Source organism: Candidatus Hydrogenedens sp. (assembly GCA_035361075.1).
Classification (GTDB): Bacteria; Hydrogenedentota; Hydrogenedentia; order Hydrogenedentales; family Hydrogenedentaceae; genus Hydrogenedens.
Map to the genome: position 1 here is coordinate 44,528 of DAOSBX010000015.1, position 15,127 is coordinate 59,654.

General features: G+C 34.2%; 11 protein-coding genes and 1 tRNA gene. 4 read left to right on the top strand and 8 right to left on the bottom strand.

The genetic code is table 11. The annotated features are described in order from the left end of the window. The first annotated feature begins 126 nt into the window (after nt 1–126). Nucleotides 127–5,829 (top strand): DUF5011 domain-containing protein, encoded by a 5,703-nt coding sequence (locus tag PLJ10_06410; protein HOK09279.1) that lies wholly within the window; start codon nt 127–129, stop codon nt 5,827–5,829. 2 nt (nt 5,830–5,831) lie between these two features. On the opposite strand, the gene mltG is transcribed toward PLJ10_06410, so the two are convergent. After that, nucleotides 5,832–6,902, bottom strand: a complete 1,071-nt coding sequence (gene mltG / locus PLJ10_06415) for an endolytic transglycosylase MltG (GenBank protein ID HOK09280.1) — start codon at nt 6,900–6,902, stop codon at nt 5,832–5,834. Nucleotides 6,903–6,915: 13 nt separating this feature from the next. Beyond that, nucleotides 6,916–7,344, bottom strand: coding sequence for a Holliday junction resolvase RuvX (gene ruvX, locus PLJ10_06420; GenBank protein ID HOK09281.1), 429 nt, complete (start codon nt 7,342–7,344; stop codon nt 6,916–6,918). A gap of 104 nt (nt 7,345–7,448) precedes the next feature. On the opposite strand from ruvX, the gene PLJ10_06425 reads away from it, so the two are divergent. Beyond that, nucleotides 7,449–8,129, top strand: coding sequence for a hypothetical protein (locus tag PLJ10_06425; GenBank protein ID HOK09282.1), 681 nt, complete (start codon nt 7,449–7,451; stop codon nt 8,127–8,129). A 24-nt stretch (nt 8,130–8,153) separates the two neighbouring features. Here PLJ10_06425 and PLJ10_06430 read toward each other — a convergent pair whose 3' ends face one another. Both PLJ10_06430 and PLJ10_06435 read right to left on the bottom strand, forming a co-directional pair. Then, nucleotides 8,154–9,134 carry an aldo/keto reductase gene (locus tag PLJ10_06430; GenBank protein HOK09283.1) on the bottom strand — a complete coding sequence of 327 codons (981 nt, stop codon included), beginning with the start codon at nt 9,132–9,134 and terminating at the stop codon, nt 8,154–8,156. A gap of 40 nt (nt 9,135–9,174) precedes the next feature. Then, nucleotides 9,175–9,248, bottom strand: a tRNA-Met gene (locus PLJ10_06435). A gap of 172 nt (nt 9,249–9,420) precedes the next feature. Between PLJ10_06435 and PLJ10_06440 the strand changes: the two genes are divergently transcribed. Continuing rightward, nucleotides 9,421–10,188: an exodeoxyribonuclease III gene (locus PLJ10_06440; GenBank protein HOK09284.1), complete on the top strand. Its 768-nt coding sequence runs from the start codon at nt 9,421–9,423 to the stop codon at nt 10,186–10,188. A 14-nt stretch (nt 10,189–10,202) separates the two neighbouring features. Continuing rightward, nucleotides 10,203–10,784: an ATP:cob(I)alamin adenosyltransferase gene (locus PLJ10_06445; GenBank protein HOK09285.1), complete on the top strand. Its 582-nt coding sequence runs from the start codon at nt 10,203–10,205 to the stop codon at nt 10,782–10,784. 11 nt (nt 10,785–10,795) lie between these two features. Here PLJ10_06445 and PLJ10_06450 read toward each other — a convergent pair whose 3' ends face one another. The 4 genes from PLJ10_06450 to thiC form a co-directional block, all read right to left on the bottom strand. After that, entirely contained in the window at nt 10,796–11,575 is a 780-nt protein-coding gene (locus PLJ10_06450; GenBank protein ID HOK09286.1) for an alpha/beta hydrolase, read from the bottom strand. 80 nt (nt 11,576–11,655) lie between these two features. Next, on the bottom strand, nt 11,656–12,336 hold the full coding sequence (gene araD, locus PLJ10_06455) for an L-ribulose-5-phosphate 4-epimerase AraD (GenBank protein HOK09287.1): 681 nt from the start codon (nt 12,334–12,336) through the stop codon (nt 11,656–11,658). Between the two features lie 10 nt (nt 12,337–12,346). After that, entirely contained in the window at nt 12,347–13,345 is a 999-nt protein-coding gene (gene dusB, locus PLJ10_06460) for a tRNA dihydrouridine synthase DusB (protein HOK09288.1), read from the bottom strand. Nucleotides 13,346–13,355: 10 nt separating this feature from the next. After that, nucleotides 13,356–15,059 carry a phosphomethylpyrimidine synthase ThiC gene (gene thiC / locus PLJ10_06465; GenBank protein ID HOK09289.1) on the bottom strand — a complete coding sequence of 568 codons (1,704 nt, stop codon included), beginning with the start codon at nt 15,057–15,059 and terminating at the stop codon, nt 13,356–13,358. Between the last annotated feature and the right edge of the window lie 68 nt (nt 15,060–15,127).

The window sequence follows — 15,127 nt, forward strand, 5'->3', positions numbered from 1 at the left end:
AAATATTATCTATCCTTAAAATTTTTAGTGAAAATAATTTTATTTTGTGGCATAATTATAATAGTATACAAAAACTGTTTGAAATAAGATATAATTAGGGTATAAAAATTGATGATGGAATATAACATGGGTACAAAAAGAAAATGGATTTTAATAGGAATTTACCAGACAATAATCTTACTTCTTTTCCCTCTCTTTTCTTTTGCTATTAATTATCAAAATATAACCGATAACTCCATCCTTGATAATTACTTTCTCCCATCAGAAAATTTTCATCGTTATTTTGCTTTCTCTAATAATCAATACTTTGAAATTTCAAAAGATAATTTGAAAATATGGATATGGGATTCATCAAAAAATAAGTTTACAGACCCTATTGAAATAATATTCTTAAACAGTCATGCAGATATTATTTATGGGAGTAAACCAACTGACATTAAATACAATTGTTACTCTGGAAATCAACCTGAAACGTGGATAGTTGATAGTTGTGCTTATGAAAAAATTTGCACCCCGAATGTGTATGATGGAATTGACCTTGAGTTTTATTTCCAAAATAAAAAGTTAGAATTCGATTTTATTGTGAACCCCCAAGCTGACTTAAATCAAATAACATGGGAAATTAAAGGGGGAAATGTAATTACATATTTAGATAATAATCTAACTATAACAAACGACACTGGTTACACAATTAGTTTTAGTATCCCTAAGATTTATCAATCTTCATATAAAAACATAGAAACCTCATCTTTACAAAACGCCTACTTTTCCAATATAGGTAGAAATACATATCAGATTATTGTTGAAAAATATGACCAAAATTTAGAACTGGTGATAGACCCAATTCTCACACTTTCCACTTATATGTTTGTACCCAATGCTAATAAACCACAATCACTATTCAATAGAGTATATTTAGATTACTATAATAGTACTACTGATATTTCAATAATTGGTGTATCTGCTGAATTACCTAAAACGGAAGGTATTGATATTGCTGTGTTCTTATGTAAGTTATCACCGACTATAGGGAAGGCACATGATATTACATTTTTAAATGGGAACAGCAATGATTATATAAATGCAATAAATCATCACTCTGATTTTATAAACAATCATATTATTGTTGCTGGAAAAACAAATTCAACAAACTTTCCCATCAGCAATTCTATTCCCCCTTTTAATACCAATTTGAATATAAATGGTACTTCAGGCGAATTTGATGGTTTCTTAACTATACTTGATAAAGACTTAAAAATAACATTTTCTACACTCATTGGCGGAACAGGATATGATTCGATTGAGGATATAACAATCAACGAAAATTACTTGTTCTTTGCGGGAAACACAAGCTCTACAGATTTACAATTAGTTAATTCTACACAAACAGGAACAAAAGAAGTCCTTTCCGCTGATGGCTTTTGGGGAATAATGACTCTAAACCCATTAGAATGTAAATATATGACAAAGTTAAATGCAGGTGAACTCGAAGTCAAAGATATTGAAGCAAACTCAGAATATGTATACCTTTGTGGCAACACATCTATAGGCTATCCAGTTTTTACACCAGCGATACCTGAATCTCAAATTCAGGGAAAAGATATTTTTGTTCAGCATTATTCATATTTAACCGAAACAACTAATCCAAATGTTAATTTGTTATCCTCTTTCTTTTTTGGAGGTTCGTATGACGACATCTTAGAAGGAGGTATTCTAATTTACTATGATACCCTTTGTTTAGCAGGTAATACATACTCTAATGATATACCCAACCCAAAGTCAGCCGTCCCTGAAAAGATAGATAACCAAACGCATCCCTTCCTAACTGTAATAAATCCTGATTTAACACAAAAAGTTGTTGGTACATACTATGTGTTCGGTAATGGAACAGATATATTAACTGATATAAAAACACCAGATAAGTTTTACAATGAATTTTTCATTGCAGGTTATACCAATAGTAATTTTGAAAATTTTTCATGGGATAATCCTACCTTCACTTCAAATCCATTCAATACTTTACTAAATAATGGGTTATACAATAATTATTATGACGCAATGATTTGGAGATTGCAATGGAATAGTTCTAATTCTACAATTACTCCAACATGGGGAACATTTTTAGGCGGTAGTTTAAGCGACACTGCACTCTCAATAGGAACTGCAAGCGATACTCATATCTGTATTGTTGGAATAACAGAATCAACAGACTTTCCATTACAGGGATGCCATTCCATCGAATCTGAACATCTACCAACCCTACCAACCCAATATCTATCTGCGTTTAATATCCCAGGCAAAATTATTTATGTAAATCCTAACAGTTCCACACCCGATGGAAATTCTTGGGAGACAGGTTTCCATACTATTACAGATGCAATTAATTCAGCCAACAATTATGATGAGATTTGGATTAAAGCAGGTGAATATAATGAAAGGGTTTCAATAACTGATTTATCCAATATTATCATCCGAGGTGGTTTTTCAGGAACTGAAACAAATGTTAATAATGTTAATCCTTGGCTAAATCCAACAAAATTAATTATTCTTCCGACCAAAGCCTCAGGAAACGTAGGAACTCCAATTCTTAATATTACTTCGGCTTATGATATTGCTATATATGGGCTTATTTTTGAAAATGGAAATAATATAATTGGTGATGGAGGAGCATTAACCATAACTAATTCATCGGTTTATATCTCTTGTTCTCAGTTTTATACTAACACCGCTTACGGAAACGGAGGTGCAGTTTATATAGATAACTCTTCAGTGAGTTTTACAAACTGTGTTTTCTCTAAAAATTCTTGTTCGGGAAATGGGTCTGCCATTTTTGCAAACGAATCAAGTCTTCAATTAACTCATTGCACATTGGCTGATAACTTCAAAACTTCCAGTGGTGACATTAGTACTGTTGATATACAAGGTTCTACCTCAGCATTGGAAATTTTAAACTCAATTATTTGGGCATATAATGGAAATAATATACCACAAATAAATTACGACGAAACCATTAATATTGAATATCTTTTACTTAGAAATTCAATAATACAAAACTTTGATAAAATTGCATCTCCTCCCCCTTCAATTAATATCATTGAAACAGAACCTCTTTTTATGGAGTATCCATCTGAAACATCTCCTGGGGATTTAAATCTGACTTTAGACTCTCCTGCCGTAAATCTTGGAGACCCAATTTCATTAACTATTGAATACGGAGCAATTAATGAAGATATTCGTCGTATGCCCCGTATAAATCTTGGGGAATGTAAACCTGATGCTGGTGCCTTCGAAATATTTCCAGCTCCACCTCCAAAAATTGTGCTTTATGGCGATAATCCATTATATCTAAATGTAAATGAACCTTATACAGAACCTGGTTTCGAAGCTAAAGATGGTTGCAATACTGATATAACGGATCTCGTAGATGTAGATAGTACAAATATAAATCCGAGTATACCTGGAGAATATATAGTTACATATTCAATTATAAATCCCTACAATCAAGGTGAAATAATAAAAGTCACAAGAACTGTTATTGTTATTTCTTCAACTGGAGAACCACAAATAACTCTTATCGGTCCTCCTGAAGTAGTATTAGAATGTGGTATTAATAATTTCAATGATCCAGGAGCAACGGCTAAAGACCCATCTGGAAATGACATTACTGACAAAATCAAAGTTGACAATAACGTGAATATTAATAACCCTGGCTCATATACAATCGTCTATAGTATAGACGGTACCGAAGAATATACTTCTGCAACAGCGACGCGAACTGTACAAGTAATAGATACAACACCACCACAAATAAATCTCATTGGTGATACTACAATAGTTTTGCCTTGCAACTCAGTATGGACAGAGCTGGGATACGATGCAAGCGATTCATGTTCATCAACCGTTGATGTAACAAATGAAGGTGAAGTAAATCTTTCACAAAGTGGCATCTACGTTCTGACCTATACTGCATTTGATGAATCAAGAAATCATATTACTGTTCAAAGGACAGTTGTTGTTGATTGTGATGGGCCCAATATTACTCTTATCGGAAGCTCTAAAATCACGTTGCCTTGCAATACTGTATGGAACGACCCTGGATATGTAACTTCTGATTCTATATCTGACGTTGCTCCTGTAAAAGTTACTGGGACTGTAAATACCTCACAAACGGGCACATATACTATTACCTATGAAGCGACTGACACAATGGGGAACTCTTCTTCAGTTCAAAGGATAGTTGTTGTTGACTGTGATACTACCCCATTAAACCAATGCGAAAGTGGATGTATCAACTCTCCAGAAAATTCGATTGATAATGATGGTGATGGCATTAGCTTATGCATAGAAAATTGTTACGGGACTTCTGACCAAAAAATTGATTCGGACGAAGACGGAATGTCTGACGACTTTGAAATTAACTATACACTTAATCCTTCTCGCCCTGATGCAGAAGAGGACGCAGATTTAGATGGATATACCAATTTAGAAGAATATTTACAGAAGACAAATCCTATAGATTCAAATTCTCCATGGACTTCCTATTATGTTTCACCGGATGGAAATGATGATATTAATACTAACAATGGCTCTTTAATGAAACCATGGAAAACTATAAATTATGCAATTTCAAATACTCCACAAACCACTATGAAAATAGCGATTATTCTTCTACCTGGGGATTATCATGAAATTATAAATTTGAAATCCAATACGGTCTTACGTGGTATCACTATTTCTGGTTCTGGAGAAAAACCCACTATATTTGGGACAATAAATGGTGCTGAAAACTCAGATGTTTTTTCTATTGATATTAGACCTCCCTCTCCATCACAACAGGATTACATTCTTCTCAATTGTGGAAATAACATAATGCACATTAAAAATGTCCGTTTCTTGGGAACAGGTACAGAAATAGGAATATCTGTAGACGGAGATAAACCTTATTACACAGTTATTGAGCAATGCACCTTTGAAAATCTAAAAATAGGTATCCAAATAGGAGACAGTATACCTATTATTCGTCGATGCATCTTTAGGACATCGGATAGTATAGATACTGTTTCACCCACATGTATCTACATTAAGGATAATCAAGGCAGTTCCAATCCTTCCAACTCTTTAGGTGATATTAATGACCCTAATACAGGCTGGAATACTTTTGAGTTAGAATCCGGTAAAGCAATTATTAATGAAAGGTCAACTCCAATCATAGCGGACAATAATGATTGGGGAACAGAGGATACAACTTCATTAGTTGAAGGAAATGTCAAAATTAATTATGCATTAAAGAAAGGCTCTGCTCTTGTAGCTTCTTCACTTTCATTTGTTGTTTGGAATGCTTCAAATAAACAATCTATACAAAATGCTACTATCTCATTGAGTCCTTCTGTATATCCACCACTCTCCCAAAATACAAATGGTGTATACACCTTCAGTTCTATTCCAGAAGGGACATACAATGTTACCATCACTGCCCCCAGTTTCCAAAACCATTCATTAACCACAACTGTACCAGCGGGAAATATAAAATCCGAGTCTGTTGCACTAAAACCTGTAACAACACAAGAAGGTTCCAATGACGGAACTCATGATGGCTCTCCTGATGGCTCTGTTGATGGCTCAAATGAAGGTGCCGTTGACGGAACACATGATGGCTCTAATGATGGTACAAACGAAGGACAAACAAATGAAGGAGAACCAACCAAACCTGTAAAAAAATGCGGTTGTAATCAAAAGGGCAACAAAACTTCCATTTCAGAAATAGCGATAATAAGTTTAGCGATTTCAATGCTTGGAATGTATCGACCTAAGAAAAATAAACGATTATAATCTTACTTTTGTCCCTTATTATCAACGTTTGAAGAATTATTATTTTTTAGTTCCTTTTTATAATTTTTAACGGCGGTAATATGTTCATCTATTGTTTTGCTAAACGTATGTGTCCTATTATCACCATTTGATACAAAATATAAATAATCCCCATCCGTAGGTGATATAACTGCCCGAATACTTTGAATTCCTGGATTACATATTGGTGTAGGTGGTAACCCTTTATATTTGTATGTATTATATGGAGAATCTATTAATTTATCTTGTTCTGTAAGTAATTCACCATACTTTTGATTTGCATACTGAAGAGTAGCGTCTATTTGAAGCAACATTCCCTTCTTTAACCTGTTATATATTACCTGAGCAATCAATGGTCTCTCGTCATCTATCTTAGACTCTTCTTCAACTAATGATGCAATTATAATTGTTTTATATCTTTCTTCTTCTGATACATTAATTTTATATTCCTCACATAATTTATCCCAATTTTTATTAAATTGCTTCATCATTGCATCTGCCAATTCTCTCATACTTGGAACTTCCTCAAACATATATGTTCCAGGCATTAAAAAACCCTCAACAGTCGGTCCAGGTATTCCTTTCTCTTTTGCATATTCACTTGAATTTACAAGATTTAAAAACTCCTCTGGATTGGGTGTTATATCTGCTATCTGCTTATTCGTCAATCCTTCTGGGACAGTTATTTTATAAACATAAATAGGTCTAACTGGCCCTTTTTTTATCAATTCATATATTTGGCGAATAGAAACACCATTGGGAATAGAATAAATCCCATACTTAATATTCTTATCTTCACCCTCTAACTTCAAAAAAATCAAAAAAAATATTTCGTGTGGGATTAAATTATTCTCTTTCAATATAGTAGCCACATTTCTGGCTGTACTTCCCTTTGGAATAGTTATTTCCACTTGCTCACCAGGGACAGCATCTCTCACCATATAAATATATAGACTTAAACTAATACCAGCAGAAATAAAAATTAAAAAAACAAACATTGCCAATAATAAACATAAAATTGTCAGCCAATTTCTTTTCTTTAAATGTTTTGGCATGTTTTATACACTACTACCTTCTTTTTTCACGTTCAAGATACATTTCTAACAACTTTGCCGCTGCAATCTTATCAACTACACCCCGTTGTTTTTTTATGCTCAGGCCAATGTTTGTTAACGTTTTTTGTGCTGATGTGGTCGTCAATCGTTCATCCACAAGTTCAATATCTACATTCTGTATATTTTCTTTTATCTCTCTATAAAATTCTCGTACTTTTCCAGATTGTATCCCTTCTTTCCCATCTAATTGTAATGGTAATCCTATAATTATTTTTTTGATATCCTTATCTATAACTATTTTTTGTATCTCTTTTATACAATCTTCCGTTTTCCTTAAATCAATAACTAAAAGTGGAAAAGCAAAAATCCGCAACGGGTCGCTAATAGCAACACCTACTCTTACTTCTCCATAATCAATTGCTAATACTCTACCTTCTTTCAATATTTTAATCCTATTTTGTTATTTCAATTTATACTCTATTTTTCCTATAATTATCTATCCTTGTTGTATTAAAGTATAAATTATAATATGTTTTGGAGAATAATATGCATCAGGAAGATCGGCCTATTCATTTTTCCATCGAATTAATTCACAATCCAACTCCCATCAATAAAGAACAATTACAACGACTTTATTATGACTTAGTGGGAACATCTGTTTCTTACGACAGCATCGATTTCAGTTTTCCGATGCAAACACGATTTTATTCAACTCGTGGGAATCGAAGTCAATCCATTGTCTTATTTCTCATCGACCGCACATTAATCATTGAAGAATGGGCATCTATTACCTTTGATGAATTCTTAAATAAGGTTAAAGAACTTTCACCTCGTATCCTATCAGCAAGAAATCAACCTGTCTTCCTTGCTCATACAGGGACACTAAGGTCAACCTATGCTCTGACAAGATATGAGGACTCAAAAATTTTAATCTTAGAAAAATTATTAAATCAAAAACAAGAATTAATAATTGACCACTTTGGCAGACCTACCACAGCTGTCGGGGTAAAATTGATTTTTCCTGAATCAAATGACACACCAGGCATTTACCACGTGCTTATTGAGTCTTTTCGACATAGTAAAAAGGAACTGTTTGTAGAAGTTCGTGGCATCTTCGGAAGAACTATAGTAACAAATCAAAATATCCATCTAATTTTAGAAAACTTGCAAGATATGAGAGAGTTTCTGGTAAAGAGAATTCAACCTTTTCTTTCCCAATTCGATTAGAATCATCTCACTTCTTCTTGTTACCTACCAGCCTCTTACTCTATAAATCTCCAGAGGCTCTCTATCTGTCGCCGAAGGTGGTATATATGATAAATTAGAAATGTCTGTCCATTCCTCCTCTGTTATCTTTACATTAACACATCCTACAACTTCTTTAAACTGCTCTAATGTCCTTGCCCCAACTAATATTGATGTAACACATGGATGGCTTTTAACCCAAGCCCCAGCAAGAACAGCGGGAGAAAGTCCCTTTTTCTCTGCATATTCAACAAATCTCTTGGTTATTTCTACATAAATTGGATTCTCATATCTTTTCTGATACATCTTATTCTCATCTAATCTGCCTTTACCTCCCTTCAGATATTTTCCCGTCAACATGCCAGCACCCAGAACATTATAAGGAACAACTGCAAGGTTTTCATGTTTAGCCAACGGCAAGATTTCCACTTCTACTTGCCGTTTAAGAAGACTGTACATAGGTTGTATACAAACAACAGGCGCATAATGATATTCTCTTGCTACTGCAATTGCCTTCATTATTTGCCATGCAGAGAAGTTAGAAATGCCCGTATAAAGAACTTTCCCCTGCATAATCAATGTATGTACCGCTTCTAAAGAATACTCTATAGATGTGTCCTCATCCCAATGATGAAGATAAAGTATATCAAGGTATTCTGTCTTCAATCTTCGTAAAGACTCTTCTACAGATTGGATAATATTCTTTTTTGATAATCCTTCATTATTTATCCCTTTTTGTGATGGGAAAAATACCTTTGAAGCAATAATAATATCTTTACGCTTGTCACCTATCCATTCACCTACAATCTTTTCTGTTTCCCCTTTATTGTAATTGTGAGCAGTATCAAAAAAGTTTATACCTATATCATAAGCACAATCCATAATTTTGAAACTAACTTCTTTATCTGCCTCATTACCAAATGTCATTGTCCCCAAACATATTTCTGAAACTTTCAAGCCTGATTTTCCTAATGGAACATAGTTCATAAAACCATCTCCCTTATAATAACCTTATATAAAGAGAAAGTGGCGGCGCAGGGATTCGAACCCCGGACACGCGGATTATGATTCCGCTGCTCTAACCAACTGAGCTACGCCGCCGTAAGGAATATAATTATAACAAATACGCTTTTTATTATACAACAGTTCAAGAGATATCTACTCTCACCAACATGTTTATTGTGTCCAATGATAATGTTAATTTAAAGTCGTTTTATTACAATTTTTTTTCTTATACTAATTGTAAATTTACTAACAATTTAGGAGTAAATACATGACAGTTGTACTTTCTTGGAATATTAACGGATTCCGTTCCATCTTGAAAAAAGGATTTATTGAATGGCTTGAAAAAGTATCGCCAGATATTATTTGCTTGCAGGAAACCAAATTAAAACCTTCTGATATAAATGACAATACTCTCCCTATACCATCACATTATCACACGTATTGGAGTTGTGCAAAAAAACCCGGTTATAGTGGAACTGCTTTTTTCAGTAAAAATAAACCCATCCAAATAATAGAAATTGATGACCCCGACTTTACAAATGAAGGTAGACTCCAAATAGCTGAGTTCAGTAATTTCATTCTCTTCAATTCATACTGGCCTAACAGTCAAGAGGAAAAAAAACGACTTCCTTACAAACTTGAATTTATTGATAAATTACAAAAAACACTCCTTAATTTCGTTAAAAAGAAGAGGAAAAATATCCTCGTATGTGGAGACTTTAATATAGCACACACAGAAATTGACCTTGCCCGACCTAAAGAAAATGAAAATCATGCTGGATACTATCCTGAAGAAAGGGAAGCCATGACAAAATTCTTGAATGCAGGTTTTGTAGATACATTTCGGATGTTTTGCAAAGAAGGAGGACATTATACATGGTGGTCGTATCGAACAAATGCCAGAGCTCGGAATATCGGTTGGAGAATTGACTATCATGTGGTAAATGAAGCATTTAAGAAACAAATTAAACGGTCATGGATATTATCTGATGTTCTCGGCTCTGACCATTGTCCCATAGGTGTTGAGATTATATAAAAGGTTGGTTTAATATGAAAAAATCTTACGTTACAACAAAACAAGGAGACAAGGGAAAAACAAAATTACCTGATGGACATTGGGTTTTAAAGGATTCGGAAATCATTGAATGTCTCGGTTCTTTAGACAGTCTCCGTGTTAACTTATCATATCTTAGATTGCAAATTTTACAATCAGACAATCCACATAAAATATTCCTTTCTGAGACACTTTTATGGCTTATTCATTGCTGTTTCATAACTGGAACACAAATATCCGACCCTTCTGGTGTATTAGTTCCATCCAACCATCCTCGATTAAGTCAAAAACACTTAAATCAATTAGAACAATGGCAAGCACAATTGGAAGAACAACTTCAATTACCAAGAAAGTTTATTGCATCCGCTAACAATCCTATTTCTGCTTATGCAGATATAGTAACCACAGTAGCAAGAGAATTTGAACGTAGATTGATTACTTTAAAGAAAAATCAACCCGAGACAATTAATGAAGTATTTGTACCTTTTTATAATCGTTTGAGTGATTTTTTGTTTATCATTGCACGAATTTTGGATAACGACAATTTCAATACTGTGGACTATACACTTATCCAGTAGAAAACCTGTTCTTACACCGATGAATTTAATACTTTTTCTACAAAATTTTTCAACCCATTGATATATTTATCTCCCGTTATAATAAACCCCTCATTATGGTCACCTGTAATCTCCAAAAATTCCTTCTCACATTCCAATAATTCAAATATTTTTTTACCGTGATAATACTTGATAATAGTATCCTGTGGACTATGTATAACTAAAACAGGAGATTTAATGTTTTTCACTTTCTTTTTCGTACAAAACTCATTCCTCTTCGCAAACCGCTCTGGAAACCATGAAAAGACATCTTTCGCCACATCAATTGTTGAAAGGAACGTACTTTCAAGGATTACCCCCGCACAACCTACCTTCGTCGCTAAATCTGCCGTTACCGCACCACCTAAAGAACGGCCAAAAAGAATTATATTCCTTGGTGAATATCCCTTTTTTTCTATTAAATACCTCCACATTGCTAATGCATCGTTACAACATCTCTCTTCTGAAGGTTTTCCTGTTGACTGACCATATCCACCATAATCATACACTAAAACGCTTAAACCTAACTTGCGAAAAATACCTACCGATTCCAATCGGTCTGCAATATTCCCTGCATTTCCATGAGAGAAAAGAACAATCCCTTTTGAACCTTCAACAGGGATATACCAACCGTGTGTTTTTCCTTTATCAACAGTAGCAAATATATCTTCATATTTCCAGTTATAGTAAGCAGGCGTTCTATAAATATAAGATGTTCTTTGATAAAGTATATTTGGAAAGATATATTTAGCAAATAACGAAAATGTATACATAATAAAAACAATAAATAGTATTATAAATAAATATAAATATTTGTATTTAATCAATTTCATTTAATAAACGATATAAAACATTATTTCTGACCATAATACGCATCTTTTCCCCACTTTCGTTCATAATGCTTATTTAAATATTCGTCCTCTAATTTTGTTATATCCCCATTGTTTATCATGACTGTATGGTACGCCATTTCTGCTAACTGTTCAAGAACAAAGGCTGTTTCAACTGCTTTCTCTACATTTTCTCCCCAGACAAAAGGTCCATGTCCAGGGACAAGAACTGCCTTACATCTTTCCACACCATGTTGCAAAGTGCATTTCACAACCTGTTCTCCAATAGAAGTTTCGTAATCTTCCGTATTGGGCAATTCAGTTAGTGGAATATCTCCAAAAAAATAATCTGCATGTGTAGTTCCCAAGCACGGAATTGGTTTTCTTGCTTGTGCCCAACATGTTGCAAAATGGGAATGAGTGTGGACAACTCCACCCACATTGGGGATATTTCTATATATAGCCAGATGAATAGGCAAATCCACAGATGGTTTTAAATCCCCTTCAATAGTTTTTCCTTCCATATCCACAACAACCATATCCCTCACTTTTAATTTATAATACGGCACACCACTTGGCTTGATTACTACCAAATTACGTTCCCTATCTATTCCGCTGGCATTGCCCCATGTTAAAATGACAAGTTTTTCCTGAACCAATTGCAAATTTGCTTCAAATACTTCCTTTTTTAATCGTTCTAACATAACATTTCCTTTATTCATTTGTATCAGAAAGAACCATACCACTGGCCTTCTCTGGATTTTCCATAACTGATATTAATACGTCTTCTATTTTTTGTGCATCTTTAAGATTCATAATTTCTGTGCGTATTTTTCCTATATAAGGATAACCATGCAAATAGCCATTATAAAACTTTCTAAATATGGGAACACCTCTTTGTTCACCATAATACTCAATATGTTTTCTAAAATGTATCAGGCACCACTGTATTCGTTCTTTAATATTTGGTTCTGGCAAATATTCTCCTTTTTTCAAATACAATTTACATCGTTTAAATAAAAAGGGATTACCAATAGCAGCCCTTCCTATCATAACTCCATCCGCACCTAATTCGAAGCATTTTTCAACATCCTGTGGAGTTTTTATATCTCCATTAGCAACAAAAGGAATTCTCGTTCTTTCTTTTATTTTAGGTATCCAGGACCAATCCACATCCCCCTTTAACCCTTGTTGTCTCGTCCTTAAATGTACTGTAATAAAATCAATACCTATTGTATAAGCAATTTCTAAAACATCAAAGATATTAATATTACTATCATCCCAACCCAACCGTGTTTTTAAGGTAACAGGCAATCCCGTATTTGACTTTACCTCAGACAAAACCCGTTTTAATTTTTTTAGGTCTTTTAACAATCCTGCACCATCTCCCCTATTTACTATCTTTTTTACCCAACAACCTGCATTAATATCTATAAAATCTGGATTAAAACTTTCGGCGGTTCTGGTCGCATTTGCCATTGATGATTCCGCATTACCGTATAACTGAATACCTATAGGTCTTTCCTGTTCACTAAAGTTCATTTTTTTCAATGACCTATCCACATTGCGGATAACTGCTTCTGCACTTACAAATTCAGTAATAACAACATCAGCACCCCATTCTTTGCAAATATTACGAAAGGGATAATCGGTTATATCATCCATAGGTGCAAGAAACAACGGCTTTTCTATTTCATACTTTCCAATTTTCATTTTATTAACTCTACTCGTCTGTTTTAGAAAGTTTCATTGCACAAAACTTAGGTCCACACATGGTGCAATAGTTTTGATTTATTTTATCTCCCCCGTTCTCCTTGATACACGGATTACTTTCCATAAACATTCTTAATGACTTTTCAGGGTCTAATGCAAGAGCAAACTGGTCTTCCCATGAAAATTTAACTCTTGCCAATGCCATAAGACAATCTCGAAGCAAAGCGGAAGGCAAACCTTTGGCAATATCTGAGGCATGAGCCGATATTCTATATGTAATTACCCCTTCCCTTACATCATCCCTATCTGGCAATCCGATATGTTCTTTCGGCGTTACATAACATAACATTGCAGTCCCTGCAGAACCAATAAGCGTAGCACCGATAGCAGAACTAATATGGTCATAACCTGTCGCAATATCAGTTACCACTGGACCTAATGTATAAAATGGAGCAGAATTGCACCAGTCTTTTTGAATATTAATATTCTCCAGAATTTTATTCATAGGAATATGTCCTGGTCCTTCGTGCATTACCTGCACATCAAACTTTTCTGCTCTTTTTGCAAGTTCGCTCTGAACCTTCAACTCCGCAAATTGTGCCTCATCGTTTGCATCATAAATACACCCAGGTCTCAAACCGTCACCTATTGAGACTGCTACATCATAGGTAGATAAAATCTCACAAATTTCATCCCAATGGGTATATGTAAAATTTTGTTGTTTATGTACCTTCATCCACCGTGCAATAATTGCACCCCCACGACTAACAATTCCTGCAAGTCGTTTTCCTACTAATGGCAAATGTTCTTCCAATAACCCTGCATGTATCGTAACATAATCTACCCCCTGCTCTGCTTGTTGAATTAGGACATCACGATACAATTCCCATGTAATATTTTCAGGTTTCCCTTCTACTTTCTCCAGTGCTTCATAAATTGGCACCGTCCCTATAGGAACAGGTGAATTTCGAATTATCGCTTCCCTAATAGACTCAATTCCTTCACCTGTGCTCAAATCCATAACAGTATCAGCACCACACATCACCGCCCAAATCATCTTTTCAACTTCCTCCTTCATTCCGCTTCGAATAGATGAATTGCCTATATTAGCATTAATTTTTGTTCGTAACCCCTGTCCAATTCCCATAGGTTCCAATTCAAGGTGATTAATATTTGCGGGGATAATAATTTTCCCTTCTGCCACTTGTTGACAAACCCATTCTGGAGAAATGATTGCCTTCTCTATAATTTCCTCTGCCCTTTCTTTCCATAACCATTCAATCCACATTTTGTTTTGTGTTATCTCAATACTTTCCCGATACGCCACATATTCCATCTCAGGAGTAATAATGCCTTTCTTTGCATAGTACCGTTGAGTTACCCGTTTCCCATGTTTCGCCTTTCGTATTGTTTTATTTCCTTTTTGAAATGTTTGTATTTCTCCCCTCAAACTTACCCATCTATCCCTTACTTTTATTATCCCTTTTTGAAAATCACCCGAATCTTCTGTATTCTTATAAGGTCCTGATGTGTCATAAATATAGTATTCAGGTATCTGTGACAAATCATTCCTTTTCATTTCTTCCGAAATAATACGTTCACTAATTTTTATTTTCTTAACAGGTATTAAAAAATTAAACACCTTCCCTTCTATATTGACATAATCCTTTTGGATTTTAGATTTTAAAATACTATTTTCAATAAACTTCTTCATTTCCTTACCTAAATAACAATTAGATAAAACCCTATTCTTATTATATCATCTTAAAATTGGGATATTGT

Bases quoted from the DNA above. Each gene is read 5' to 3' on its own strand.
- dusB (HOK09288.1), bottom strand. From the start codon at position 13,345: ATGAAAATTGGAAAGTATGAAATAGAAAAGCCGTTGTTTCTTGCACCT.
- PLJ10_06410 (HOK09279.1), top strand. From the start codon at position 127: ATGGGTACAAAAAGAAAATGGATTTTAATAGGAATTTACCAGACAATA.
- PLJ10_06450 (HOK09286.1), bottom strand. From the start codon at position 11,575: ATGTATACATTTTCGTTATTTGCTAAATATATCTTTCCAAATATACTT.
- PLJ10_06425 (HOK09282.1), top strand. From the start codon at position 7,449: ATGCATCAGGAAGATCGGCCTATTCATTTTTCCATCGAATTAATTCAC.
- araD (HOK09287.1), bottom strand. From the start codon at position 12,336: ATGTTAGAACGATTAAAAAAGGAAGTATTTGAAGCAAATTTGCAATTG.
- mltG (HOK09280.1), bottom strand. From the start codon at position 6,902: ATGCCAAAACATTTAAAGAAAAGAAATTGGCTGACAATTTTATGTTTA.
- PLJ10_06430 (HOK09283.1), bottom strand. From the start codon at position 9,134: ATGAACTATGTTCCATTAGGAAAATCAGGCTTGAAAGTTTCAGAAATA.
- PLJ10_06440 (HOK09284.1), top strand. From the start codon at position 9,421: ATGACAGTTGTACTTTCTTGGAATATTAACGGATTCCGTTCCATCTTG.
- PLJ10_06445 (HOK09285.1), top strand. From the start codon at position 10,203: ATGAAAAAATCTTACGTTACAACAAAACAAGGAGACAAGGGAAAAACA.
- thiC (HOK09289.1), bottom strand. From the start codon at position 15,059: ATGAAGAAGTTTATTGAAAATAGTATTTTAAAATCTAAAATCCAAAAG.